The following is a 25,880-nucleotide window of genomic DNA, read 5'->3' as shown; positions in this document are numbered from 1 at the left end:
GGCGTTTAAACGGCGGCATCCAATGAGCCAGCATCGAAATTGATCGCGGCAAAAGCGTTCGCAATCACTTCCGATCCGGCACCCGGGCGGGTCGCATCGCTGGACAGGATCTGCCGGAAGCGGCGCGCACCTGGCATGCCTTGAAAGAGACCGACCATGTGGCGCGTAACATGGTTCACACGCCCACCCTTCGCCACGTAGTCATCGGCATAGGCCATCATCTTGTCGCGCAATTCCGACCAGTCCGTTGCACGCTCCGGCTCGCCATAGATGCGGTGGTCAACGTCTGCCAGAATGGATGTGTTGTGGTAGGCAGCGCGACCCAGCATCACGCCGTCGACATGCTTCAAATGCTCGTCGGCTTGATCGAGATCGGTAATGCCGCCATTGATACCGATGAAAATTTCAGGGTTCGCCTGCTTCATGCGGTAAACGAGCGGATAGTCCAGTGGCGGCACATCGCGGTTTTCCTTAGGCGAAAGACCTTGCAGCCAAGCCTTGCGGGCGTGGATCCAGACAGCATCCGCCCCAGCAGCGACGACGCGGGCGATGAAGTCCGGCAATACGGTTTCGGCTTCCTGATCATCCACCCCGATGCGGCATTTGACGGTGACAGGCACCGTTGCCACAGCTTTCATCGCCGATACACAACGCGCAACCACTTCAGGCTCGCGCATCAGACATGCGCCGAATGTGCCGGACTGCACACGGTCCGAGGGGCAGCCAACATTGAGATTGAGTTCGTCATAGCCATAATCGCTCGCAATCTTCACCGCTTCGGAAAGCTTGATCGGATCAGATCCCCCCAGTTGCAGTGCGACCGGGTGTTCCTCGGGGTGGTAGCCCAGCAATTTATCGCGCTGACCGTGGATGATCGCGTCAGCCACAATCATCTCGGTATAAAGCAGCGCATGGCTGGACAGTTGCCGATGGAGAAAACGACAGCGCGTGTCCGTCCAATCGATCATCGGGGCAACAGCAAACAGCTTGCCACCGGTTTCGAGAGCTTTTTGATACATGGGGCGTGGAACCTCTTTTGGGGGCTTCTACCGCAATGTTGTCGATAATGCCAGTTTTGAAAGAAACGGATTTATGGCTGGAAATCGACGCAGAATCGCGGGACAACCATCTCCAGAAATTAGGAGCCGAGCCCATGTCCGCGACCGTCATTCCCGTTCCACCTTCCGTTCTTCTGCCCGTTGAAGGCACGGATGAGACATTTCCGGTGCGCCGCGTTTATTGTGTCGGGCGCAATTACGCGGATCACGCCATTGAAATGGGGCACGATCCCTCTCGCGAGCCGCCTTTTTTCTTCCAGAAAAATGCCGACAACCTGCTGCCCGCCGGGCAGGACTTTCCCTATCCTGCTCTCTCATCCAATGTTCACTACGAGGTTGAGTGCGTTGTCGCCCTGAAAAGCGGTGGATCTGATATCCCAGCAGAAACCGCCCTCGACCATGTCTGGGGCTATGGCGTGGGTATCGATATGACCCGCCGCGATGTTCAGGATGGGCTTAAGAAAATGGGCCGTTCCTGGGAAGGCGCAAAGGCCTTCGAACATTCCGCGCCGATTTCCCCCTTGGTCCCGGCATCCAAAATCGGCCATCCGGCAAAAGGCGATGTCTGGCTGGAGGTCAACGGCGAGCGAAAACAGACCGGCGACCTTGATCAGATGATCTGGAAAACGGCTGAAATCATCGCAGAGCTCTCGAAGTATTTCACTCTTGCGGCTGGCGATGTCATCATGACAGGCACTCCGGCGGGTGTCGGCGCTATTGTCCGTGGCGATCACATCACCTGCGGTGTGGACGGCGTCGGAACATTATCCGTCAAAGTCATCTGATCAGAGGATTTGAATATGCCGATATACCGCCTTGGCGAACGCATACCGCAACTCCCTGCCCCGGACCGTTACTGGGTCGCGCCCGATGCCAATGTTATCGGGTCCGTCACGCTGGGGGAAGATGTCGGCGTGTGGTTCGGCGCAACGCTTCGCGGCGATAATGAGCCGATTACCGTTGGCCGTGGCAGCAATATTCAGGAAGGCACCATGGTCCACGCCGATGTGGGCTTTCCGGCCACGATCGGTGAAGATTGCACAATCGGCCACCACGCCATTATCCACGGCTGCACGATTGGAGACGGGTCGTTGGTCGGCATGGGCGCTACAGTGCTGAACGGCGCCAAAATTGGCAAAAATTGCCTTGTTGGCGCCAATGCACTGATTACGGAAGGAAAGGAGTTTCCCGACAACTCACTAATCATCGGCTCTCCGGCACGGGCCATCCGCACCCTTGATGACAAGGCCATTGCCGCCCTGAAAACATCAGCCGAAAACTATGTCAAAAACTGGCAGAGTTTTGCCAGGGATTTGAGACCGCTTTAAGCGGCGCAGGCTTCACAAAGGCCACGAATTTCAATCGTCGTCTTTTCCGCCTTGAACTTCTTGTTTTTGGCCCAGTCACCGAGACGGTGGTCCATTTCGTGGTCGTGAAATTCGGTCACCTGCCCACAGGCGTTGCAGATGGCGAAGGCAACGCTGCCATGATGGTGCGTGCAGCAATCTGTTTTCGTGTGGGAACATGCGACGAATGCATTCAGGCTCTCCAGCCGGTGCACCAAACCGAATTCGATCAGTTTTTCGAGTGCGCGATAGACCTGAAGAGGCGCTCGGAAGCCGGCATCCCGCAGCTTGTCGAGGATCACATAAGCGCTGAGTGGCGCTTGCGAACGCGAGAGAGCGTCATAGACCAGAGACTGGTTTCGCGTGAGGTTTTGAGTGGTCATGAACGGCCTCCTTGTTCTGCCTTGCGCAACAGTTTTGGCGTGGGCAGAAGACTCAAGATGAAAAGCATAACGGCGGCAACGACAATAGAGGGGCCAGACGGAGTATCATATTGCAGCGAGCCCATGAGCCCGCCAACGACCGCGACAGCGCCGAGAAGCGATGCGAGCACAGCCATCAACTCAGGCGTTGACGAAAACCGCCGTGCGGTGGCCGCCGGTATGATCAACAGCGACGTGATCAGCATGATGCCGACGATTTTCATGGCAATGGCGATGACGAGCGCCATCAGCAGCATGAAGAGCAGCTTGGAACGTTCCGGCCGCATGCCCTCCGCTTCCGCCAACTCTGCATTGACGGTGGAGGCCAGCAAAGGCTTCCACAGATAGGCGATTGCGAACAGCACCACCACGCCGCCACCCCAGATCAGATAGATATCGGACGGAGAGACGGCCAGAATATCCCCGAACAGGAAGGCCACGAGATCGATGCGAACCCAGGTCATAAAAGCAACGATGACGAGACCGAAGGCAAGCGCGGAATGCGAGAGAATTCCGAGCAGCGCATCGGAGGACAAAGCCTGACGCCGTTGCAGGAACAGCAGCACCAGCGAGACGAGCGAGGCAACGATAAAGACGCTGAGAATGAGATTGAGTTGAAATAGCAGCGAGAGCGCCACACCAAGAAGCGCGGAATGCGCCATCGTATCCCCGAAATAGGCCATGCGGCGCCAGACGACGAAGCATCCCAAAGGCCCCGCCATCAAGGCAACACCCACACCGGCCACCATGGCTCTTACGAAGAAATCGTCAAACATGCTTGGCGCCCTCCGCATGGTGATGCGAGTGACCGTGGTCATGATCGTGATCATGGTCATGGTCATGGTGGTGGCCATCATCCGGGTGGCAGTGGTCTGTGACTGACCCATCGGCGTGCTGTACGCGCCCATCTGGCAAATGCGTGTGGTCGTGATCGTGGCTGTAAACCGCAAGCCCGCGCCCTGCTGCACCGCCGAACAGGCGCATATATTCCGGGCTTTGGCTAACGGCCTTGGGCGTGCCACGGCAGCAGACATGTCCATTGAGGCAAATGACCGAGTCCGTTTCCGCCATGACCAGATGCAGATCGTGCGAAATCAGCAAAATGCCGCAACCAGTTGAGTTTCGAATAGTCTTGATCAGATCGTAAAGTGCGATTTCGCCTGAAAAATCCACGCCCTGCACGGGCTCGTCCAGAACCAGCAAATCAGGCTTGCGGGCAATGGCGCGGGCAAGCAAGGCACGCTGAAATTCCCCGCCGGACAAATGCTGCACCTCTGCCTTTGCAAGATGCGCGACACCTGTGGAGGCCAGAGCCGCGTCAATCTCGCCGGCTGGCAACTGACCGGTGAGCGTCATCAGCCGGCGCACGGTTAATGGCATTGTCCAATCGACGGAAAGCTTCTGTGGAACGTAGCCAACCCTCAAGCCTGCAATCCGCGAGACCTGCCCCTCATCCGGTTTCAGCACGCCTGTCGCCATTTTAGCCGTGGTGGACTTGCCTGATCCGTTCGGGCCGATGAGCGTGACGATCTCGCCTCGACGGACGGAAAAGTCCACGCCCCGAACCAGCCAGCGACCGCTGCGCTGAATGCCGGCATTGGAAAGAGAGACAAGTTTTCCGTCATCTGTGAGCGGAGAATGAAGCATGTGTTTTCCGATTGTCGGTGTTGCCTATGGCTATTGCATACGTTATAGCGTTACGCAACATATGTAATAACATTACAATTATATACAACTGGAGTATCCGCATGAAGTCCTTCGCCACCCTTCTTTTCGCTTCCGTCGCCATGATCACGTCTTCGAACGCCATGGCCGCGCCGAATGTGGTGGTTTCCATCAAGCCGATCCACTCTCTCGTTGCTGCCGTCATGGCTGGCGTTGGCGAACCGGCGCTGATTGTCGATGGCGGTGCATCTCCGCACACCTACAATCTTAAACCATCCAACGCGCGCGCCATCGAAGGTGCCGATGTGGTGTTCTGGGTCGGTGACGGGCTTGAGAAATTCCTTGAAAAGCCGCTCCAGTCGCTTGGCAGCAAGGCAACTATTGTAGAGCTGGATGATGCGAAGGGCCTGGAGAAACTTCCGTTCCGCGAAGGCGGCCCGTTCGAAGGTCATGACCATGGCGAGCACGAGGGCCATGACCATGCCGCTCACGACCATGGCAGCCATGAGGACCATGCCAGCCACGAGCATGAGCATGAGGACAAACACGAACATGAGGGTCATGATCATGACGAAGGTGAATTCGATATGCACCTTTGGCTTGATCCCGCCAACGCAAAGGCCATGGCTTTCGAGATCGAAAAGACACTGATCACGGCTGATCCCCAGAACGCGCAGGCCTATCAGCAGAACACAAAGAAGCTGATCGAGGATCTCGATGCGCTCGACAAAGAGATCGTGGCCACGGTTGCGCCGGTCAAGGATAAGCCATTCATCGTGTTTCACGATGCGTACCAGTATTTCGAAAGCCGCTATGGCGTCAAAACCGTCGGCTCCATCACTGTCAGCCCGGAAAGCATTCCAGGTGCGGAGCGCATTAAGCAGATTCACGCCAAGGTGAAAGAGTTGAACGCAACCTGCGTTTTTGCCGAGCCGCAGTTCGAGCCAAAGCTGGTGAATGTCGTCATCGAAGGCACCAACGCGAAATCCGCAACGCTGGACCCTGAAGCAGCGACGCTGGAAGCAGGTCCTGATCTCTATTTCAAATTGATGCGCGGCATCGCGACTTCGCTGAAGAACTGCCTGTCTTAACTCATCCGTCTGGGAGGTGGGTGGCTCAGACCGCCTGCCTCTTTTTTTGCCTATCAATGTAATACTATTACAATTCGGAGAACTTCATGACGCGCAAGCTTCCTGTAACGGTTTTGTCGGGATTTCTTGGAGCAGGAAAAACCACAGTCCTCAATCATATTCTCAGCAACCGCGACGGCCTTCGGGTTGCGGTTATCGTAAATGATATGAGCGAAGTGAACATTGATGCCGCATTGATCAGAGATGGCGGTGCCAATCTCTCGCGAACCCAGGAACAGCTTGTTGAAATGACCAATGGCTGCATCTGTTGCACTCTGCGGGATGACTTGCTGAGTGAGGTAAGACAATTGGCGCAGCAGGACAGGTTCGATTACCTTCTCATCGAATCCACAGGCATTGCAGAACCCCTGCCCGTGGCTGCCACCTTCGATTTTCGCGATAAGAACGGAGAGAGCCTCTCCGATGTCGCGCAACTGGATACGATGGTCACAGTCGTCGATTGCGCCAATCTGCTCAAGGATTACGGCTCTTCAGACTTTCTTGCCGATCGTGGAGAAACGGCTGGAGAGGGCGATGAAAGGACGCTGGTTGACCTGCTTGTCGAGCAGATAGAATTCGCCAATGTCGTCATTCTGAACAAGGTCTCCACGGCAACGGAGGCGCAGCTAGACGCGGCCAGAAAAATCATTATCGGGCTCAACCCGGATGCAAAGCTCATCGAGGCGGATTACGGCATGGTCGATACTAGATCCGTGCTTGGTACCGGCCTTTTCAATTTTGCCGAGGCTGAGACGCACCCGCTCTGGTTCAAGGAGTTGCACGGCTTCAAGGGACATATTCCAGAAACCGAGGAATATGGCATTCGTTCATTCGTCTATCGCGCCAAGCGCCCGTTCGACCCAGCCCGCTTTCACGCCTTCATTAACCGCGATTGGCCTGGCGTCATCAGAGCGAAGGGCTTCTTTTGGATAGCCACCCGCCCCGATCATGTCGGTGAAATCAGTCAGGCTGGCGCTTTGGTCAAGACAGGAAAGATGGGGCTTTGGTGGACATCCGTGCCCAAAAAGCAATGGCCAAATGATCCCGGTTTTGAGCGGATGCTCGCGCCCTATATGGACGCCGTCTGGGGTGATCGGAGGCAGGAGATCGTCTTTATCGGAGCAGATCCGATGAGTGAAGCTGGCCTTCGCAAGGAGTTGGATGCGTGCCTCGTGGATGAGGTATCGTTCACCCCCGCCGCCTGGCGCCGCCTCTCCGATCCGTTTCCAGACTGGAGCAGAAAGGCATCATGAAAACAGCCGAGCGCAAATCCAATTTCCGCTGCGAAGCCATTACAGGCGAGGTCGTATTTGACAGTGAATGTGGCCATGGAACGGATCCATGGCCGCAAGACATTGAAAGCGTCGGCTTATCTGCCGGAAAGGCTGATGATCAGGCCGTTGCTGGTGTTGATCAGGAGGTACTGGTTGTTAACCCGCACCCAGCGCTGACCACGACCTGGCTCTCTAAGGCTGTAACGGCGGTAGTCGCGACGATCAATCATCTGACGACGTTCCGCCGCAGATAGACGCTGACCACGATCCCAGCGGTGCTTCTTGATGATGACCTTTTTCGTGGTAACCGTCCGCTCTACCCGGTGGCCAGGGCGATCATCGTGGCGGCTCTGCGCCTGCGCGACCGGAGCGGCAAGAATAGTGGCTGCGATCAGAATGGAGAAAAGCTTTTTCATGTGTGTGCCCTTTCGTGAAGTGATGGGCAAACACTATCGTCACGACGATGAACGGAAACTGAATTAGCGAATTACAATTTGGTAATGCTTGCCGGGTCTTAGCTCAAGATTTTAAAGTTTCTGTAGAGGCCACGATGAAAATGGCCGCCCCAACTATCATCAGGGCGGCCTCGTTTTACTTCGTCAATTCGGCAGATTTTGCCCACAGATTGATGTCGGCATCCTTGGCAAAGACGTCAATCTCAGCCAGTTCTTCCGTGGTAAAGTCGGGCTTGTCGAGTGCCTTGACGCAGTCCTCGACCTGCTCGGGACGGCTGGCGCCGATCAATGCCGTCGTGATGCGACCGCCGCGCAGAACCCATGCTATGGCCATCTGTGCCAGTGTCTGGCCACGCCGTTCAGCAATGGCGTTCAGACCGCGAATATTCTCGATATTGCGCTCGTTGAGGAAGGCGGGGTTTAGAGACTTGCCCTGACTTGCGCGGCTCGCATCCGGTACGCCACCCAGATATTTGGTGGTCAGCATGCCCTGCGCCAATGGCGAGAACACGATGGAGCCGATGCCGAGGTCTTCCAGCGTATCGACAAGGCCATCCTCTTCGATCCAGCGGTTAATCATCGAATAGCTGGGCTGGTGGATGATGCAGGGGGTTCCCAGCTCTTTAAGAATAGCCGCGGCTTCCCGCGTGCGCTGAGAGTTATAGGACGAGATACCGACATAAAGCGCCCTGCCCGAACGCACGATATGGTCAAGCGCGCCGCAGGTTTCCTCAAGTGGCGTGTCAGGATCAAAACGGTGCGAATAGAAGATATCGACGTAATCCAGCCCCATGCGCTTCAAGCTCTGGTCGCAGGAAGAAATCAGATACTTACGGCTGCCCCATTCACCATATGGCCCCGGCCACATGTTGTAACCGGCCTTTGATGAAATCACCATTTCATCGCGGTAACCGGCGAAGTCAGTCCGCAATATCTCGCCAAATGCTGTTTCCGCGCTGCCGGGAGGCGGGCCGTAATTGTTGGCAAGATCGAAATGGGTAATCCCGAGATCGAAAGCCTTGCGGCAAATGTCCTGCTTGGTCTTGTGTGAGAAGTCATTGCCGAAATTGTGCCAGAGGCCGAGCGAAATCGCAGGAAGTTTAAGCCCTGATGCGCCACAATGATTGTATTTCATGGACGCGTAGCGGTTCTCAGCCGGTTGCCAAACCATGGATATTCCTCCCTAGAATGCTGTTGCCCTGCGAAGAACTCGCAGGGCGTGATTGGTGCGTCGAACGTAGTGGGATGCCGCCTTCGTTTCAACCTTGCGATTGCGACGAAAACAGATCGAAAACCTTGAAGGACGGTTGTGACGGCTGCGTCTTGTCTTGAGGAGAAAAGACGATGCGCCGCGTTTCGCCCGCGGTCAGATCGAACAGATTATCAGAGTACCGCCCGGCAACATCGGCCTCGATCGCCACGAAAAGCGCAAGCCCTGTGGCCGTTACTTCCACCTCGTACTGCCCGTCATCCCGCGACGTGACGGTGTGCGTTATGCCGGATGGTTGAAGATCGAGCGCCTTGTAGGTTTCTGCCACATGGTGGCCCTCGCCGGTCATGCCGTTGGAGGCGATGAAATCCCAGGAAAGCAGCGCGCCTTCGGCAACTTGGCTCATATCGATCTCGGCCATGACGATCGCCGCATCCGGCGCGCAAACACCACTGGCGGATTTGAGCGGCGTGCGCGTGCCATCGGTTGCCAGCGCGAAGATGTTCATGTCAATGTCCACCTCCTCCATGGTGTCATTGACGGCGGAAAACCGCACGATTTTGCCGTCATCGGCGGGAATGGCTGACACGGCCACCGGCTGGAAAAACCGCCTTGCGGCGTAGTGCAAAGCCTTCCAGCTGCCGCCATAATCAAGGCTAGACCATGAGGCCACCGGCCATGTGTCGTTCAATTGCCAATACAACGTGCCCATGCAGTGAGGCTTCAGCGAGCGCCAATATTCCACGGCGGTCTTGATGGCGAGCGCTTGCTGGACCTGGCTGATATAGACGAAATTCGCAAAATCCTTCGGGAAGCGGAAGTAACGGAACATGGTTCCGGCAATCCGCTCATTGCCGCCAGCATTCTTCTGGTGAAGCTCTATGACCGGCGAAGAGATGTTCATGTCCTTCGCATCCGCATAGGTCTGGATGACCGGCATGGATGTGTAGGACTGGAAGCCGAATTCTGAGCAAAAACGCGGTTTGACCGCACGGTAGTTGTCGAAAGACTTGTTTTCGTGCCAGACGGACCAGTAGTGCATATCGCCGGAACCATCGGCATGCCAGGCATCGCCATAATCCAGATAGCCGGAGGCCGGGCTTGATGGCCACCACAGCGCCGAAGGTGCCGCTTTTTTCAATGCCGTTTCGATGGTCCGGTTCAGGCGATCATAGGCAACCAGATAACGATCCCGGTTGTTGCGGGACTCCTCAAACCAGTTCAGAGCGCCCACGAGTTCGTTATCGCCACACCACAGCGCAATGGATGGATGCGATGACAGGCGTTTCACCTGATAGGTGACTTCACGCTCCACATTGTCGAGAAAATCATCCGTGCAGGGGTAAAGATTGCAGGCAAACATGAAGTCCTGCCAGACCAGAAGCCCAAGCCGGTCGCAGAGACCATAGAACCAGTCCGCTTCGTAAAAGCCGCCGCCCCAGACGCGGATCATGTTCATATTGGCTTCCACCGCAGACGACAGCAGATCCTCCGTCTTTTCCCGGCTGGTGAGCGAATGCAGCGCATCTGCCGGGATCCAGTTCGCGCCCCGGCAGAAAATCTCCTGCCCGTTGATGCGAAACGCAAAGCGGCTGCCCGCGTCATCCTTATCCGTCAGCAATTCAACGGTTCGAAAACCGATCTGCCGTGTCGTCGTCTCGTCAGGCAGTTCCACCGTCAGAGTATAGAGCGCCTGTTCTCCGCTGCCTGCGGGCCACCATAGCTTTGGCTTCTCCACGAAAAAGACATGACGAATGACGGTTTCGCCAGCATTCAGCCCGCAATCCAGACGGACCCGCTCCTCACCGAGAGACAGATAAACCGGCACACTGGCCGGTTGGGCCGCATGCAAAGTCACCTCAAGATGAAGCTCGACACCGCCCTCGACATGATGTTGCGCGGTGCAGACATGCTCGATCCGCGCCGTGTCCATACGCCGAAGTGCGATGGAGCCATAAAGGCCGAGCGGTGCCAGTGCAATGTTCCAATCCCATCCGAAATGGCACTGCGGTTTGCGCAGCATGTTGCCATTGGCGATTGGCGAATTGCCGGGGTGATAGGGAACATAAAATGGCTGGGCTGCCTGTCGCTCCTCGCCAGCCTTGATGCTGGAATGGAAATGGATGCGAATGACGTTTTCGCCTTTCAACAAGGCGCTCGATACGTCAGGCCTGTAGCGCCGAAAACAATTATCGGCCGACAGGACAGGGACATCGTTCAGGAAAATTACGGCGACCGTGTCGAGATAATCAACGTCCAGATACCAATCTGCATCGACATCATCGATGTTGAATCTGCGCTCGATCACCCAGTCCCGATGCGCCACCCACTGAACGTCATTTTCATTGCGGCCGAAATAGGGATCAGGAATGATTTCCGCGTCACGCAGAGCGGAGTGAACATCACCCGGTATCGTTATCGTCGTTGAATGATCATTCTCGACCGAGGACAACACCCATTCACCCGAGAGATCTACCGCTACGTCGCTTGCGTAAGATGACGTCATGCCATTCGCCTTATCTTTCATTGTGCATTAGCGGAAACGTTACCGTAAAATTTCGCAGGCGTCACGGGGTGTGGCGCTCCCGCCAGTGAGATTGCCACCGAGGCCGCTTGTTCGCCTCTAGGCGTTTTAATAATATCATTTATATACAACATGATATGGGTGTTTCATTAAGTAGAGCATTATAAAATTTTTGATCTGCTCATGACCAAAACCCCGTTAACGGGCCTCTTAGGCGCTATATCCTTCAATTTTACGGGCAATGCGCCACGCACGGCGAGCCTCTCCGCTTTGCATTCGCATAAAAGCGATCTACGATACTGCGAATATGTATAGTGAGTGTCGACATGAATGACAGCATGAAGCCTGAGACTGGCGGCCAACCGCCTTCTGGTTACGAGCGGCCTACCCTCAAGACAATCGCGAACCTGACTGGTCTCGGCATAACGACAGTGTCTCGCGCTCTCAAGGATGCCCCTGACATAGGCGCCGATACGAAGGAGCGCGTGCGTCAGGTCGCTCAACAGGTCGGCTACCAGCCAAACCGCGCCGGGGTGCGTCTTCGTACAGGCAAAACGAACGTTATCGCGCTGGTCCTCAGTGTCGATGAGGAAATGATGGGCTTCACAACGCAGCTGGTGTTCGGCATTGCAGAGGTGCTGGCCAATACCCAATACCACCTTGTCGTTACGCCCCACACTCACGCAAAAGACCCGATGGTGCCGATCCGTTACATTCTGGATACGGGTTCAGCCGATGGTGTCATTATCTCGAAAATGCAGCCAGACGACGCCCGGGTTCGATTGATGACGGAGCGGAATATGCCGTTTGCCACCCACGGGCGCACGGACATGGGCATCGAGCACCCCTATCATGACTTCGATAATGAGACATACGCCTATGAAGCGGTGAAACGGCTGTCGCTGTGTGGACGCAAGAATATCGCCGTTCTGTTGCCGCCAGCTCACTTTTCCTATCACGACCACGCAAGACGCGGTTTCGACAGGGGCTTGCACGACTTCGGACTTAAAGAATTTCCGATGACGGGGCTGAGCAACGCGACATCCCTGGACCAGATCAAGGATGTCAGCCGGACATTGATGAGCGGCAGCGATTATCCTGACGGATTGATTTCGATCAGCGGCAGTTCCACCATCGCCTTCATTGCCGGCGCGGAAGAAGCGGGCAAACAGATCGGCAAAGACATCGATGTCGTGTCGAAACAGTCAGCCGATTTCCTGAACTGGATACGGCCGGAAATTCACACCATCAATGAAGACATTAAGCTGGCTGGCCGCGAGCTGGCAAAAGCTCTTCTGGCGCGGATTGATGGAAAGCCGGTTGAGGGCTTGCAGAGCCTCATTCAGCCAGTCTGGTCCAGTCGGTCACCGAAATTTGGCGCATAAAAAAGGCCCGCACGAAGCGGGCCTTTTTGTTTCAATCTTAGAAAGTGTCGAGACCGCTGCCCCATGGGCCGTGCGGCTTATCGACACCGTCGGTGCGCTCAAAGCCATGGGCACCGAAGAAGTCGCGCTGTGCCTGAATGAGATTGGCACTGCCACGTGCGCGGCGATAGGCGTCAAAATAGCCAAGAGCCGATGCCAATGCCGGGACAGGAAGACCGGACAGAACCGCATGCGAAACGACGCGGCGAAGCGGCGCATCGGTGTCCTTCACCATCTGCGAGAATGCTGGCGTTACGATGAGGTTGGCAATGTGCGGGTCTTTTGTGAAGGCCGATGTGATTTCATCCAGGAACTGCGAGCGGATGATGCAACCAGCGCGCCAGATGCGGGCGATGGTCGGCATCGGTAGATTCCAGCCGAATTCCTTGGACGCAGCAGACATGATCGCAAAGCCCTGCGCATAAGCACCGATTTTTGCAGCCAGAAGTGCATTTTCGAGGTCGTCGATAAATGCTTTCTTGTCTGAAGGAGCAGCCAATGCCGTGGGCAGACCGAAGATCTTCTCAGCCGATTCGCGCTCGTCTTTCTGTGAAGAAAGAATACGCGCAGCAACTGCTGCTTCAATCGCCGTGGCCGCAACGCCCATGTTCTGCGCTTCGATGACCGACCACTTGCCAGTGCCCTTCTGGCCTGCCTTGTCGAGAATGAGATCAACCATCGGCTTGCCGGTGATCGGGTCCGCAGCGCGCAGCACCTTTTCCGTGATCTCAATCAGGTAGGAGTTCAGGCGACCCTTGTTCCACGCGGCGAAAACGTCGGCGATTTCAGAAGCGCTGAGGTTCAGACCGTCACGCAGAATGCCGTAGATTTCAGCGATCATCTGCATATCGGCATATTCGATGCCGTTGTGGATGGTCTTCACGAAGTGGCCCGCACCGTCATTGCCAAGCCATGCAACGCAGGGCTCGTCATTGTACTTGGCGGAAATGGAGGTCAGGACCTTCTCGACACGCTTCCAGCTGTCTTCGGTACCGCCAACCATAATGGATGGTCCGTGGCGCGCGCCTTCTTCACCGCCGGAAACGCCCATGCCGATAAAGGTCAGGTCGGTATCCTTGAGGTTGTCGAAACGGCGGATCGTATCGCGGAAATTCGCATTACCGGCATCGATCATGATATCGCCGCTTTCGAGATACGGCTTGAGGATTTCCATCTGCTGATCGACTGGATCACCAGCCTTGATCATGATGATAATGGGGCGCGGCGGGCGGATTGCCGCGATGAATTCCTCGATTGTTTCGCAAGGAATGATCTGGCTCTGCAACGCGCCGGCGTCGGCGTAGAATTTCTTTGTCACTTCCGGGGTTCGGTTGAAAACAGCAATCTTGTTGCCTTTTTCCGCGATATTTAGCGCAAGGTTCGAACCCATTACGCCAAGACCGATCAAACCGATTTCTGCCTGTTCCACGGATGTATCTCCAAATTGCCTATAACGGCGATGTTGTGGCACTGTAAAAGCGAAACGGCAAGGCTAACCCGAACTGAAACGATTAAATTTTGATGACGCAGCTCAGCTTTGCAGTCAGCGCATGAGGCTTTTATTCAGTCGTCCGGTCGGTCGTTTCCGTCATCGAGTGCACGCCAACCCGCGCCATCCATATCCTCATATTGGCCGCTTTTAAGCGACCACAGGAAGGCCACCAGCCCAAGCCCCCCCAGCAAAAGTGCGACTGGAATGAGAAAAATCAGCATGTTCATGCGAATTCTACTTCCGATATCTCGGCCTCAACATCCTGCGCTCTCGGCGTTTTCTCAAACCCGTTGAGCCGCAAGGCATTGGCCACGACGATGATGGATGACGTCGACATGGCAATCGCTGCAATCATTGGCGTTGCGTAGCCCGCAAGAGCAATCGGAACCGCAATGATGTTGTATCCGATAGCGAGTGCAAAATTCTGGCGGATCAACCTGCCTGCCCTTTTGGAGATATCGACTGCAAAGGATACGGCGCGCAAATCATCCTGCATGAAGACGAAGTCCGCTGCCTGCCGACCGATGTCGGCGGCCGTTGCAGGTGCCATCGAAACATAGGCCGCAGCCAAAGCCGGGGCATCATTAATGCCATCGCCCACCATGAGAACCTTGCGGCCCTGGCTGGCAAGTTTAGCACAACGCTGCGCCTTTTCGGCGGGAGCCAGCGCACCGTTCCATGCCGATATTCCAACCCGTCGCGCCAGCGCCGCAACAGCCTGCACCCGGTCTCCGGACACGATTTCCGCTTCAATGTCATCTTGAGCGAGCTGCAGAATGGCCGCAGACGCACCCGGTCGAACGCTGTCTTCGAACTGGAACTGCGCAATCTCCCTGTCGTCGAGCGATAGAACCACCTCCGATGTGGCGTGCCGGTCGCGCGCTCCTGCTGACGCTGCGCAGGCAAAGCGTCTATTGCCCAATCGATAGATGCCATCCGCCGTTTTCACTGCCATGCCGGAGCCTGGAATTTCGGTGATATCTCCAAACGTCACATTTGGTCCGTTTAGCTCACGCGCAAGCGCCTGTGACAAAGGATGCCGGGAATGCGCAGCGATGCCGGCAGCAAGCTGCATGATGTCTGCCGGAATATCCGTAGTCCTGACAAGCCGGGGCTCACCCAGCGTCAGTGTGCCCGTTTTGTCGAAAAGAACCATATCGGCTTCGGCAAGCCGTTCCATCGCAGAACCGTCTTTGACCATGATCCCGCTTTTGAACAGGCGCCCGGCAGCCACGACTTGCACCACAGGCACGGCAATACCCAGGGCGCATGGGCAGGTGATAATCAGCACCGCAATCGCAATCAGCAGCGCTTGCTTCCAATCTCCGCCAAGAACACCCCAGGCCATGAAAGAGATGAGCGCCAGCAGGTGTACGACAGGCGAGTAATATTGCGCTGCGCGATCGGCGACGCGACGGTAACGCGCCCTGCCCCCTTCAGCCGCTTCCATGAGGCCGATGATTTCCGACAGAAACGAATCGCGGGCAAGAGCCGTCGCCTGCATTACCAGCGGCCCGGTCAGGTTTAACGTTCCGGCCTGAATGAGATCGCCCGTCCGCACAACGCGCGGCGCGCTTTCACCATTTGCAATCGACATATCTAGATCACTGCTGCCGTTGACGATTTCACCATCCACCGGCACGCGGTCTCCCACCGCGATTGCCACGCGATCACCCGGCATGATTTCGGTAACGGCGCGATATTCGCGGCTTCCATCTTCCAGCAGTACCGTCGCACCGCGTGGCGAAAGACGGGCAAGACCCGCAATGGCAGAACGCGCCCGGTCACGCATGACGTGATCCAGCGCCCGCCCTATCAGCAGAAAAAACAGAAGCGACGTGGTGGCATCGAACCATGCATGCTCACCGCTGTGCATCGTTTCCCAAAGGGAGATGGTGTAGGACAGCGTGATGGCCAGCGCGATGGGCACGTCCATATTGGTGCGGCCATGCTTCAGGGCGTTATAGGCTGAGATGTAGAAGAAGCGGCCACCGTAAATCAGCGCCGGCGCTGCAATGAGCGCCGAAAGCCAGTGAAACATATCGCGGGTTGAAGCATCCGCACCGGACCACACCGAGATTGAAAGCAGCATGATGTTGACGGCGGCAAAGCCAGTCAGGCCCACAGCGCGGATCAGCTTGTCGCGCATATCGTCTGAGGTCTCCTGCGCGGAGCCGTAGAGATGCGCCTCATATCCGGTTGCGGCCACCGCTTTCGCCAGATCGGCAGGGTCCGTGGTGAAACCGTCCACTTCCGCTTTCCAAACGACGGAAACCCGCTTGGAGGAAAGATTGACGCGGGCACGTTCCACTTGCGGCATATGGTTCAGCGCGGTCTCAAGCGTGATGATGCAGGCACCGCAATGCACGCCCGGCACCGATAGATCGATCTGGCGCAAACCCTGCCCAAGATCGCGACTTGCCAGCATCAACTCTTCCGATGATGGCAGCGCGCGCTTGAGGCCGCTCTTTTCGAGAGCCATTTCCGTTCCGGGGGCGCAGCAACTCATCTCACACCACCCGCAATATCGATGCGCGAACCCGTGTGAACGATCACCTTTCCGTCTTTCATCGCAATCGCTTCGACGATCCAATCACCCGCCGCGAGATCATGCTTGGCGGTAAAAATATTGGTCGCCTGCTTGTCCAGATCGAGCGAAAAATCCTGCTTTTCCCCCACCGGGCGGCGGAAGTTCAGCGTGACCGAATCGGTATCGATAGCACCGCGCTGCGGGTGCGAAACATCATAGGCAATTGCGTTGCCTTCAATGTGGAGCGCACCGACGATGCCCGTTGCCGCCCGTGCCTTGGCGGCCTCCGCCTTGCCGTTGAACTGCTGGCTGGCCACATAGGTGTTCGGCACCACAAGCCCGCTCCAGCTGGTGACTGCATTCCACGCCATGGTCACATTGACGGATATGATGGTGCCGAAAAACAGAAGCATGATGGTCAGCATATGCCAGCCGGTGAAGGTAAAATCCGGCTTTTCGCGTGATTTAGCGCTCATTTGTGTGCTCCCGGCCCATTGAATGCGGCCTTGTAATGCGCAGTTTCCGAATATTCGGCATCGGTGGCGATGAAGTAGAAATCGTCGGCTGAATGTGTCGCGGCATCCCCCGGCAGGGTTACGAAGACCCTGAGATTGGTGACTTCATCCGGCTTCACATGAATGGAGAAGCTACGGGCCGGAAGATCGCTGACACCGTTGATTTTCATCACCGCCTGCGGCAGCCCGTCGATGGACAATGTGATGTCGCGCGGCTGGGCGATCATGTTCAGCAGACGAATGGTGTAGCCGTTGCGAATGGAGCCGCCCGATTCCAGCACATATTGCGGATTGCGATCATGCAGCACATTCACCGCCAGCCGCTCCCGTGTCGCAAGGCTGACCATCATGACGACGCCGACGAGACACCAGATCGTCAGATAAAATACCGTGCGTGGGCGATAAATAATATGCCAGTCGAAATGCCTCACGGCATCCATAAAGCGCCCATCGGAATTTCGAACTTTCGATGGCTGTATGCTCTGCGCACCGTTATCGGTCGCAAGCGCCATATTAGCCTCGTATTCGTTCAGCGTTGCATATGCAATCAGACCACGAGGCTTGGAAAGCTTGTCCATCACACCATCGCAGGCATCAATGCAGAGCGCACATGTTATGCACTCCAGCTGCTGGCCGTCTCTAATATCGATGCCCATGGGACAGACGGCAACGCATGCATTGCAATCCACGCAATCGCCAACGGGTTGACCTGCTGCAATCGCCTTTTTGGCATGCTGCGTGCGAGGCTCTCCGCGCCAGTCATTATAGGTCACGACCAGCGAATGTTCATCCAGCATCGCAGCCTGAATGCGCGGCCATGGGCACATGTAGGTACAGACCTGCTCGCGCATCAATCCGCCGAACACGTAGGTCGTCGCGGTCAGGATCGCGACGGTATAATAGGCAACCATCGCCGCTTGGCCGGTCAGAAACTGCATGGCAAGTGTTGGCGCATCAGCAAAATAGAAGATCCACGCACCGCCCGTCAAAACTCCGATGACGAGCCATGTCGAATGCTTGAGCACCCGTTTGCGGATCTTATCGAATGTCCATGGACCGGCATCGAGCTTCATGCGCGCATTGCGATCGCCCTCGATGTAACGCTCCACCACCAGAAACAGATCGACCCAGACCGTCTGCGGACAGGTGTAACCACACCATGCGCGCCCAACGGCAGATGTCAGCAGGAACAGGCCGAAACCGGCCATGACGAGCAGTCCCGCGACATAGAAGAATTCCTGGGGCCATATTTCGATGAAGAAGAAATAGAAGCGGCGATTGACGATATCGATCAGCACCGCCTGATCCGGCGCATAGGGGCCGCGATCCCATCTCAGCCAAGGCGTGAGATAATAAATCCCGAGCGTGACCAGCATCACGATCCATTTGAACCGCCGGAACCGGCCTTCGGCACGCTTGGGAAATATCTTCTTGCGCGACTCGTAAAGCGGTTGTCTGATTTTTGCGGAATTGACGGGCTCAGCATGCAGTCTTTCGACCGTAGCAGAGCCATCACCATCATTTTCGGCGGTGTATATGTTCATGGTCGTGAGGGTCCGGTTTCTTGTCCTTGCGTTTTGACATTTTGCCGGGCAACCATCCTTGACTTAGGTCAAGTGGACCAATGTGACGCACCCCAAGCGATCAGCGGGAGGAACCGAACCATGACGGTCATGCCATCGCGCATCATCCATCTCTCCATCGCGCGCCCGTGGAAAGAGGTCTACGCCTTCGCATCCGATCCCGAGCGCATGCCGCTTTGGGCTGCTGGACTTGCCACGGGGCTGGTGCAGGTTGGAGAGGAATGGATCGCGTCTGGCCCGCTGGGGGATGTCAGGGTAAAATTTGCAGAGCGAAACGCCTTTGGCGTGATCGATCACAGCGTGACACTGCCAAATGGACTGCAGGTCTATAATGCCTTCCGCGTCACGCCGAATGGTGACGGTGCGGATGTCGCTTTCACGCTGATGAAACTGCCCGGCATGAGTGATGCAGATTTCGAGCGCGATGCAGCGATGGTGCTTGCCGATCTTGAGAGATTGAAGGCATTGGTCGAGGGGGAATGAGGCCTGAAACCAGCCCTCATTCGTCGTTGTTTAACAGATGGCGAGGTGAGCTAAAGCCCCTTACTCGCCGCCGCCCAGCGAATGGACAAACAGCGTCAGCTGCTTGACTGTCGTATCGCCAAGGCGGGCACCCCAGGCAGGCATTGCGCCATGCTTTGGAGCGCGGACCTGGGAAATGATCCCATCCTCGCCCTTCGCCTTCAACCAAATGGCATCAGCAAGGTTTGGCGCACCGAACTCGCGGTTGCCCTTGGCGTCTTCACCGTGGCACGACGCGCAATTGTCTGCATAGACCTGACGACCTGGTTCCACCAGTGCCGCATTGTGCGGCGTGCCGGTAAGGCTCACAACATAAGCCGCGACCTGTTTGATCTCATCGCCTTTCAGAATTTCACCGAAAGCAGGCATTTCCGACATGCGGGTATCGGCATCTTCATTGAAGCGGATGCCATGGGTGATGGTCGTGTGAATGGCATCCACATTGCCACCCCAAAGCCAGTCGTCATCATTCAGGTTTGGATAGCCGTTTCCACCTTCCGCACCAGAGCCATGGCATTGGATACAGTTGACCTTGAACGCAGCCGCGCCGCCCGCCACCGCAAACTGCATCAGTTCGGGATCAGCCTTGATCTCGTCAAAAGTCGATGAGGCAATCTTCTCCAGATAGACATTCTGCGCAGCCTTGGCATCATTGGTTTCCGCTGCAAATTCGGCGCGGCTGTGCCAGCCGAGAAGACCCTGAGTGCTTCCACTGATGAGCGGCCATGCGGGAAAAGCAATGGTGTAGCCAATGGCCCAGACGATGGTGACGTAGAACGTCCAAACCCACCAGCGCGGCATGGGGTTGTTGAGTTCGCGAATGCCGTCCCACTCGTGACCGGTGGTCGAGACGCCGCTGACGTCGTCAATGTGTTTATCGGACATGTTCAGTCCTCCCTGAGCGGAATGCTGGCAGCATCGTCTGCGGCTTTCTTGGAACCGGGACGAAGCGTGAAAACGACGACCCCTGCAAAGAACAGGGCCATGGCAAGCAGGCCCCAGCTATCGGCGAAGTGGCGCATGGCAGTGTAGGTTTCCATGGTGCGCCTCCTCAGCGATAACCGGCGGCATCGTCATAGGTCGAGAAATCGACCAGCGTGCCGAGCATTTGCAGATAGGCAACCAGCGCATCCATTTCGGTCAGCTTTGCCGGATCACCGTCGAAATCACCGATTTTCGCCTTCGGATAACGAGCTTCAAGGCTCGTCGTGTCAGCGTTGGGATCAGCCTGCGCGTGGAGATCAGCCACAGCGCTGTCGATCATTTCATCACTATAGGGAACGCCCACCATCCGGTTGGCCTTCAGGTCCATCGAAATGTTGGTGACCTTGAGTGGCGTGGTCTTCAGGAACGAGTAGCTCGGCATCACCGATTCCGGCACGACGTCGCGCGGCTCGTTCAGATGCTGTACATGCCACTCGTTGGAGTAACGGCCACCGACGCGCGCAAGGTCAGGCCCTGTGCGTTTCGATCCCCATTGGAACGGATGGTCATACATGCTTTCCGCAGCCAGGCTGTAGTGACCGTAACGTTCCACTTCGTCACGGAAAGGCCGGATCATCTGGCTGTGGCAAACATAGCAGCCCTCACGCAGATAGATGTTACGGCCCGCCAGTTCGAGCGGTGAATAAGGCCGCATGCCCTCCACCTTCTCGATGGTATTTTCGAGGTAGAAAAGCGGCGCGATTTCCACGATACCGCCGATGGCGACGACAGCCAGCGAACCGACGAGAAGCAAGGTTGCGTTTCGTTCGACGACGCCATGTTTGTCGAGAATAGACATGGTGAAACTCCTTATTCCGCCGGTTGCAGCTTGGGCGCGGCGGCCTTGAAGCCCGCTTCGTCACGCTGGTAGCCGAGAATTGTCATGGTGACGTTGTAGGCCATGATCAGTGCGCCTCCGAGGAACATGGCGCCGCCCAGTGCACGCAGCAGATAGTAAGGGAAGAGTGCAGCGACGGTTTCAGCAAAGGAGTAAACCAGGAAGCCCTGCGAGTCGTATTCGCGCCACATCAATCCCTGCTGGATACCGGCTACCCACATGACGGCGGCGTAGACGACGATGCCGAGTGTTGCGAGCCAGAAGTGCCAGTTCACCATCTGCATGCTGTAGAGCCGTTCACGGTTCCACAATTTTGGCGTCAGATAGTAGATCGCACCGAAGGTGATCATGCCGTTCCAGCCAAGAGCGCCGGAGTGAACATGGCCGATGGTCCAGTCGGTATAGTGGCTGAGCGAATTGACGGCCTTGATGGACATCATCGGGCCTTCGAACGTCGCCATGCCGTAGAAGGCAACAGCCATGACCATCATACGAACGATAGGATCAGTACGGATCTTGTCCCATGCGCCAGACAGCGTCATCAGACCGTTGATCATGCCACCCCAGGACGGCATCCACAGCATGATGGAAAAGACCATGCCCAGCGTCTGTGCCCAGTCAGGCAAAGCCGTATAGTGCAGATGGTGTGGACCGGCCCAGATATACATGAAGATCAGAGCCCAGAAGTGGATGATCGACAACCGGTAGGAATAGACCGGGCGGTTCACCTGCTTGGGAATGAAGTAGTACATCATTCCGAGGAACCCAGCAGTCAGGAAAAATCCGACCGCGTTGTGCCCGTACCACCACTGCGTCAACGCATCCTGCACGCCCGAGAAAGCCGAGTAGCTCTTAACGCCGAGGAACGAGACCGGCATCGACAGGTTGTTGACGATGTGCAGCATGGCGATGGTGACGATGAAGGCAAGGTAGAACCAGTTGGCAACATAGATGTGCGGCTCTTTGCGCTTCAAGATCGTGCCCAGGAAGGTGATGAGATAACAGACCCAGACAATCGTCAGCCAGATATCGACATACCATTCAGGCTCGGCATATTCCTTACTCTGGGTGATGCCAAGAAGGTACCCGGTCGCCGCCATGATGATGAAGAGGTTGTAGCCCCAGAACACGAACCAGCCGAGATCACCGCCGAACAACCGTGCCCGCGAGGTGCGTTGCACCACGTAGAACGAGGTCGCAATCAGCGCGTTGCCGCCGAATGCGAAAATCACAGCCGATGTATGGAGCGGGCGAACACGGCCAAAGTTGAACCAGGGTTCGACGTTGAGATCGGGAAAAGCCAGTTGCAGGGCAATGACGACGCCCACGAGGAAACCGACGACACCCCAAAAGACAGTGGCAATCACGCCATAGCGAATGACTCCATCGAAATACTCCGATTGAAGCCGAGCTTTTTCAGCAGGATCGACTGGTGCAAAGGAGACGAAGCGCAGCATGATGGCCGCGCCCGTCAGAAGCACGAAAAACAGCACCCACATATGGGCGGCAAAAAGATCATCGTAGGCGAAAGCCGCCCCGAGTAGCGCGAGGAAGGCCCCGATGCCGACCGTCGCAATTCCTAATACAGAGTTCATTGTTGGTTTCCCCCAACGTCATCGCAGATAAGACGCTGGGCAGGCACCACTCATGAAGGCGGCAAGCGTGCTTTCGCGTCATCTGCTGCTTTGACACCGCTAGGGGCAAGCGGCCTTGATCCATATCAAGTCGGAGTGATGGAAGGTGGAGCGCAAAATCGCTTGAGAGCGATCATCCCTTCATTTTGAGGGGCAACCCAGCGGCAATGAAGTAAACCTCTTTGGCAACGGCTGCGATCTGCTGGTGCAGGCGTCCGGAATGATCCCGAAACTGCCGAGCCATGCGATTATCGGGCACGATGCCGAGCCCCACCTCGTTGGAAACAAAGATGATTTTGGCCTTTGCCTGGCTGGCATGCGCAACCAGAGGCGCAAACGCGTCCTCTACGTTCACGCCCTCCTCCAGCATCAAATTGGTCACCCAAAGCGTCAGGCAATCAACGAGGATTGTGTTTTCAGGCTGATCCAGGCGCGCCAAAGTGTCGGTCAGGGCCAATGGTTCTTCATGAGTCTCCCAGCCCTCGCCACGGCGGTCGCGATGATGAAGGATGCGCTCCTTCATTTCGTCATCCCATGCACGGCCGGTGGCTATGTAATGCGCCCGCCCCTCTTGCGAGAGAACCATATGCTCGGCAAACGCAGACTTGCCCGAGCGAGCGCCGCCAAGGACAAGCACACAGCGGGAGGCATCAAGCATTGGATATATCATTCAATGAGATGGAAAACGATCCGGCTGCCTCTGCGACATCAGTCGCAAGCCTGGCAGCGTTTGACAGGAAAAGAGAACGATTCGTAGATATGGAGGCGTTCTCCCGGTCAATCCCGTCACACTCACCCGGTAGTGAAACCCAGCCCGTTTACCCGTCCACACAATGCGGACATGTCAGCAAACGTGCTCGGCTCAAAAGCGCCGGATCGTCATCTAAAAATAGGGATAATCCGTGACATTGTCAAACCGAGAGGATGCACAGCCGGTACGAAAAACCAAATCCGGCGTGCAGCAACACCAATGCAGGTATTTTGTTACCATACAGTTAGCGCCGACACAGAAAGAACGGATGGATGATTTTCCAGCCAGATTGCCATGCGGTCAAATCCCCTCAATATAGCGCGGGAGATTCGGACCAAGAGCCAAAGGTAGACAGCAATCATGACGACCATTGATTACGTAGCATTGATCGTTTTTTTGGTGCTGTGGACTTCCTACACCTACATTACCACGGCAAAAACACCATTTTCACGCACAAGCCTCAATCAGGCGATGGGAGAACGTCGCCGTCAGTGGATTTACAATTCCCTGACCCGCGACCTGAAAATGATCGATACGCAAATCATGGCCGGCTTGCAGAACGGGACAGCCTTCTTTGCCTCCACCTCCATCTTTGCCATCGGCGGATGTTTCGCGCTGCTCGGCGCAACGGATCAGGTCGAGTCTGTCTTTAGAGACCTGCCCTTCGTTCACTATGCTGGCCGCACGGCTTTTGAACTCAAGGTGATGGGGCTGACCTGTCTCTTCGGTTATGCATTCTTCAAATTCGGATGGTCGTACCGCCTGTTCAACTACTGCACCATTCTCTTTGGCGGCATGCCAATGATGCATCAGACCAATGAGAACCGACAGGCAGCGGAACACGCCGCCGAAAAAGTTATTCGCATGAACATCATCGCTGCGAAAAACTTTAATGAGGGCCTCCGAACCATCTTCTTTTCCATCGGCTATCTCGGCTGGTTCATAAGCCCCTACGTTTTTATGGCAACGACGGTCATCATCATGGTGGCACTGTTGCGCCGGCAGTTCTTCTCGGAAGCGCGCCTTGCTATCATGGATGATCCGAAAGCGCCATGAAATCGCCGCACTTCACAGGCGAAGCGCTGAGATTCAATTGTTACCGTTGCGAAGGACGGATGTATGAGTGAAGTTCCGGCAACGGCTGATATTACACGATCAAAGGGCCGCATTGGCGCACTGGACACATTGCGCGGCATCGCCCTCATTGCCATGGCAAGCTACCACTTCACCTGGGATCTGGAGATGTTCGGATATCTGGATCCGGGCACCGCAACGCAGGGCTGGTGGCGGCTTTATGCGCGTGGAATAGCCAGCACATTTCTGTTTCTAGCCGGTTTCAGCCTTTACCTCGCGCATCGGCGCGGCGTGCACTGGCCATCCTACGGCAAACGTTTTGCCATGGTAGCTGGAGCTGCACTCCTGATCTCTGTCGCGACCTATTTTGCGGTGCCGGACGGCTGGATTTTCTTTGGCATTCTCCACAATATCGCGACAGCCAGCCTGATAGGCCTGCTGTTCCTGCGGCTTCCGTTTTTTGTGACCCTGGTTTTTGCAGCACTTGCTCTTATCGCACCGCGATACCTCAGCTCAGACGCTTTCAATCCCATCTGGTTGTCATGGATCGGCTTGTCGACCGCGCCTCCCCGCTCAAACGACTACGTGCCGCTGCTGCCTTTTCTGGCACCATTTCTTCTGGGGCTGGCGATCTCCCAATTCGTAACGCCCCGCGGTTGGCTTGATCGCTTCAGAAAGCCCAGTGGGCGAAAGAATATTCTGGCTCTGTTCGGGCGACACAGCCTTCTTTTCTACCTAGTCCATCAACCGGTGCTGATCGCCATCGTGTATCTGGCGTCGCTGGTAGCCCCAGTCGATCAGGTCGAAAACTACAAAACGAGCTGCGAGATGAGCTGCCTTAAGCAGCAGGATAATGCGGAACTTTGCCAGCGCTTCTGCGGCTGCACACTGGAAAAACTCCAGGCAGAAAGCCTGTTTGAGCCTATGATGGCAAACAAACTAGCCGAAGCGCAGCAGTCTCAAATAGGCGAAATCGCCGCGCAGTGTTCACGCGAGATGTAGTGGGTATCGATCAGGTACCAACGCCGATTTCGGCAAGCCGAGTCAGGCATGCTTCTTCGACATTATCCAGTTCCAGAAGCGTTTCCTCGATGTCCTTGCGCTTCTGGCGAAGGTCGGCACGCTTTTCGTCAACCTTCTTCATCAAAAGCTCAAGCTGCCCGGACTCGCCAGGTGGCTCTTTGTAGACCTGAATGATTTCCCGGATTTCGGCGATGGTGAAGCCAATACGTCTGCCACGCAGTATTTCCTGAATGAGCCTGCGATCTGCCATGCGAAACAGCCGAGTACGCCCACGACGCTCAGGATGAATAAGGCCCTCATCCTCATAAAAACGAAGGGTGCGGGTGGAGACCCCGAATTCACGCGTCAGTTCCGTAATGCTATAATACTTGTTCAAAGCTTCATCCGATTCTGGAGCACAGGACCGAAAATGAAAGACAGTTTTCA

26 protein-coding genes are annotated in these 25,880 nt (G+C 56.0%); 8 read left to right on the top strand and 18 right to left on the bottom strand.

The window, feature by feature from the left end:
* Nucleotides 1-5: 5 nt before the first annotated feature.
* A complete protein-coding gene (dusA, locus tag IFT53_RS20185) occupies nt 6-1,019 on the bottom strand; it encodes a tRNA dihydrouridine(20/20a) synthase DusA (protein ID WP_192066362.1) in 1,014 nt (337 codons plus the stop codon).
* A 134-nt stretch (nt 1,020-1,153) separates the two neighbouring features.
* Between dusA and IFT53_RS20180 the strand changes: the two genes are divergently transcribed.
* Together IFT53_RS20180 and IFT53_RS20175 are read left to right on the top strand one after the other, a co-directional pair.
* Nucleotides 1,154-1,843 carry a fumarylacetoacetate hydrolase family protein gene (locus IFT53_RS20180; protein WP_192066364.1) on the top strand — a complete coding sequence of 230 codons (690 nt, stop codon included), beginning with the start codon at nt 1,154-1,156 and terminating at the stop codon, nt 1,841-1,843.
* Between the two features lie 15 nt (nt 1,844-1,858).
* Nucleotides 1,859-2,386 carry a gamma carbonic anhydrase family protein gene (locus tag IFT53_RS20175; RefSeq protein WP_192066366.1) on the top strand — a complete coding sequence of 176 codons (528 nt, stop codon included), beginning with the start codon at nt 1,859-1,861 and terminating at the stop codon, nt 2,384-2,386.
* On the opposite strand, the gene IFT53_RS20170 is transcribed toward IFT53_RS20175, so the two are convergent.
* Genes IFT53_RS20170 through znuC form a run of 3 tightly spaced genes read right to left on the bottom strand, consistent with a single transcriptional unit; the run spans nt 2,383 to nt 4,473 of the window.
* Complete coding sequence (locus IFT53_RS20170) at nt 2,383-2,787, bottom strand: Fur family transcriptional regulator (protein WP_042619534.1); 405 nt, start codon at nt 2,785-2,787, stop codon at nt 2,383-2,385. The two genes, IFT53_RS20175 and IFT53_RS20170, sit on opposite strands and share 4 nt — an antisense overlap.
* Complete coding sequence (gene znuB, locus IFT53_RS20165) at nt 2,784-3,602, bottom strand: zinc ABC transporter permease subunit ZnuB (RefSeq protein ID WP_192066368.1); 819 nt, start codon at nt 3,600-3,602, stop codon at nt 2,784-2,786. Before znuB ends, IFT53_RS20170 begins: the two co-directional genes overlap by 4 nt.
* Nucleotides 3,595-4,473 carry a zinc ABC transporter ATP-binding protein ZnuC gene (znuC, locus tag IFT53_RS20160; RefSeq protein ID WP_192066370.1) on the bottom strand — a complete coding sequence of 293 codons (879 nt, stop codon included), beginning with the start codon at nt 4,471-4,473 and terminating at the stop codon, nt 3,595-3,597. The genes znuB and znuC overlap by 8 nt, the downstream gene beginning before the upstream one ends.
* Before the next feature lie 101 nt (nt 4,474-4,574).
* Here znuC and znuA point away from each other — a divergent pair, with 101 nt between their 5' ends.
* Nucleotides 4,575-5,582 carry a zinc ABC transporter substrate-binding protein ZnuA gene (znuA, locus tag IFT53_RS20155; protein WP_192066371.1) on the top strand — a complete coding sequence of 336 codons (1,008 nt, stop codon included), beginning with the start codon at nt 4,575-4,577 and terminating at the stop codon, nt 5,580-5,582.
* Between the two features lie 86 nt (nt 5,583-5,668).
* Nucleotides 5,669-6,874, top strand: a complete 1,206-nt coding sequence (locus tag IFT53_RS20150; RefSeq protein WP_192066373.1) for a GTP-binding protein — start codon at nt 5,669-5,671, stop codon at nt 6,872-6,874.
* A 116-nt stretch (nt 6,875-6,990) separates the two neighbouring features.
* Here the strand turns inward: IFT53_RS20150 and IFT53_RS20145 are convergent, their stop codons facing one another.
* The 3 genes from IFT53_RS20145 to IFT53_RS20135 all read right to left on the bottom strand — a co-directional run bounded on the left by IFT53_RS20145 (nt 6,991) and on the right by IFT53_RS20135 (nt 11,066).
* Nucleotides 6,991-7,311, bottom strand: a complete 321-nt coding sequence (locus IFT53_RS20145; RefSeq protein WP_192066375.1) for an RcnB family protein — start codon at nt 7,309-7,311, stop codon at nt 6,991-6,993.
* A 175-nt stretch (nt 7,312-7,486) separates the two neighbouring features.
* Complete coding sequence (gene mgrA / locus IFT53_RS20140) at nt 7,487-8,521, bottom strand: L-glyceraldehyde 3-phosphate reductase (protein ID WP_192066377.1); 1,035 nt, start codon at nt 8,519-8,521, stop codon at nt 7,487-7,489.
* 88 nt (nt 8,522-8,609) lie between these two features.
* Nucleotides 8,610-11,066 carry a beta-mannosidase gene (locus tag IFT53_RS20135; RefSeq protein ID WP_192066378.1) on the bottom strand — a complete coding sequence of 819 codons (2,457 nt, stop codon included), beginning with the start codon at nt 11,064-11,066 and terminating at the stop codon, nt 8,610-8,612.
* 344 nt (nt 11,067-11,410) lie between these two features.
* Between IFT53_RS20135 and IFT53_RS20130 the strand changes: the two genes are divergently transcribed.
* A complete protein-coding gene (locus IFT53_RS20130) occupies nt 11,411-12,469 on the top strand; it encodes a LacI family transcriptional regulator (protein WP_192066380.1) in 1,059 nt (352 codons plus the stop codon).
* A 37-nt stretch (nt 12,470-12,506) separates the two neighbouring features.
* On the opposite strand, the gene gndA is transcribed toward IFT53_RS20130, so the two are convergent.
* The 5 genes from gndA to ccoG form a co-directional block, all read right to left on the bottom strand.
* Nucleotides 12,507-13,937 carry an NADP-dependent phosphogluconate dehydrogenase gene (gene gndA, locus IFT53_RS20125; RefSeq protein WP_192066382.1) on the bottom strand — a complete coding sequence of 477 codons (1,431 nt, stop codon included), beginning with the start codon at nt 13,935-13,937 and terminating at the stop codon, nt 12,507-12,509.
* 134 nt (nt 13,938-14,071) lie between these two features.
* The gene (gene ccoS / locus IFT53_RS20120) at nt 14,072-14,227 is read right to left on the bottom strand and encodes a cbb3-type cytochrome oxidase assembly protein CcoS (RefSeq protein ID WP_082249961.1); all 156 of its coding nucleotides are present in this window, start codon (nt 14,225-14,227) and stop codon (nt 14,072-14,074) included.
* Nucleotides 14,224-16,509, bottom strand: coding sequence for a cation-translocating P-type ATPase (locus IFT53_RS20115; RefSeq protein WP_192066383.1), 2,286 nt, complete (start codon nt 16,507-16,509; stop codon nt 14,224-14,226). Before IFT53_RS20115 ends, ccoS begins: the two co-directional genes overlap by 4 nt.
* Nucleotides 16,506-17,006, bottom strand: a complete 501-nt coding sequence (locus IFT53_RS20110) for a FixH family protein (protein WP_192066385.1) — start codon at nt 17,004-17,006, stop codon at nt 16,506-16,508. Before IFT53_RS20110 ends, IFT53_RS20115 begins: the two co-directional genes overlap by 4 nt.
* The gene (ccoG, locus tag IFT53_RS20105) at nt 17,003-18,589 is read right to left on the bottom strand and encodes a cytochrome c oxidase accessory protein CcoG (RefSeq protein WP_192066386.1); all 1,587 of its coding nucleotides are present in this window, start codon (nt 18,587-18,589) and stop codon (nt 17,003-17,005) included. Before ccoG ends, IFT53_RS20110 begins: the two co-directional genes overlap by 4 nt.
* Nucleotides 18,590-18,709: 120 nt before the next feature.
* Between ccoG and IFT53_RS20100 the strand changes: the two genes are divergently transcribed.
* On the top strand, nt 18,710-19,111 hold the full coding sequence (locus IFT53_RS20100; protein WP_192066388.1) for an SRPBCC family protein: 402 nt from the start codon (nt 18,710-18,712) through the stop codon (nt 19,109-19,111).
* Nucleotides 19,112-19,171: 60 nt separating this feature from the next.
* Here IFT53_RS20100 and ccoP read toward each other — a convergent pair whose 3' ends face one another.
* The 5 genes from ccoP to cobU form a co-directional block, all read right to left on the bottom strand.
* On the bottom strand, nt 19,172-20,035 hold the full coding sequence (ccoP, locus tag IFT53_RS20095; RefSeq protein WP_192066389.1) for a cytochrome-c oxidase, cbb3-type subunit III: 864 nt from the start codon (nt 20,033-20,035) through the stop codon (nt 19,172-19,174).
* Between the two features lie 2 nt (nt 20,036-20,037).
* On the bottom strand, nt 20,038-20,190 hold the full coding sequence (locus tag IFT53_RS20090) for a cbb3-type cytochrome c oxidase subunit 3 (RefSeq protein ID WP_192066391.1): 153 nt from the start codon (nt 20,188-20,190) through the stop codon (nt 20,038-20,040).
* Between the two features lie 11 nt (nt 20,191-20,201).
* On the bottom strand, nt 20,202-20,933 hold the full coding sequence (gene ccoO, locus IFT53_RS20085; RefSeq protein WP_192066393.1) for a cytochrome-c oxidase, cbb3-type subunit II: 732 nt from the start codon (nt 20,931-20,933) through the stop codon (nt 20,202-20,204).
* A gap of 11 nt (nt 20,934-20,944) precedes the next feature.
* Nucleotides 20,945-22,567, bottom strand: a complete 1,623-nt coding sequence (gene ccoN / locus IFT53_RS20080; protein ID WP_042619549.1) for a cytochrome-c oxidase, cbb3-type subunit I — start codon at nt 22,565-22,567, stop codon at nt 20,945-20,947.
* Between the two features lie 172 nt (nt 22,568-22,739).
* The gene (cobU, locus tag IFT53_RS20075; protein ID WP_192066395.1) at nt 22,740-23,264 is read right to left on the bottom strand and encodes a bifunctional adenosylcobinamide kinase/adenosylcobinamide-phosphate guanylyltransferase; all 525 of its coding nucleotides are present in this window, start codon (nt 23,262-23,264) and stop codon (nt 22,740-22,742) included.
* Nucleotides 23,265-23,717: 453 nt separating this feature from the next.
* Between cobU and IFT53_RS20070 the strand changes: the two genes are divergently transcribed.
* Together IFT53_RS20070 and IFT53_RS20065 are read left to right on the top strand one after the other, a co-directional pair.
* The gene (locus tag IFT53_RS20070; RefSeq protein WP_192066396.1) at nt 23,718-24,413 is read left to right on the top strand and encodes a DUF599 domain-containing protein; all 696 of its coding nucleotides are present in this window, start codon (nt 23,718-23,720) and stop codon (nt 24,411-24,413) included.
* A 63-nt stretch (nt 24,414-24,476) separates the two neighbouring features.
* The gene (locus IFT53_RS20065; protein ID WP_192066398.1) at nt 24,477-25,433 is read left to right on the top strand and encodes a heparan-alpha-glucosaminide N-acetyltransferase; all 957 of its coding nucleotides are present in this window, start codon (nt 24,477-24,479) and stop codon (nt 25,431-25,433) included.
* Nucleotides 25,434-25,443: 10 nt separating this feature from the next.
* Here the strand turns inward: IFT53_RS20065 and IFT53_RS20060 are convergent, their stop codons facing one another.
* On the bottom strand, nt 25,444-25,830 hold the full coding sequence (locus IFT53_RS20060; protein ID WP_042619552.1) for a MerR family transcriptional regulator: 387 nt from the start codon (nt 25,828-25,830) through the stop codon (nt 25,444-25,446).
* Nucleotides 25,831-25,880: the final 50 nt, after the last annotated feature.

The organism is Rhizobium sp. CFBP 13644 (assembly GCF_014842165.1).
In the GTDB taxonomy this organism is placed as follows: Bacteria; Pseudomonadota; Alphaproteobacteria; order Rhizobiales; family Rhizobiaceae; genus Agrobacterium; species Agrobacterium tumefaciens_C.
Note: the sequence above shows the minus strand (reverse complement) of the source record. Positions and strands in the feature narration are given on the sequence as shown.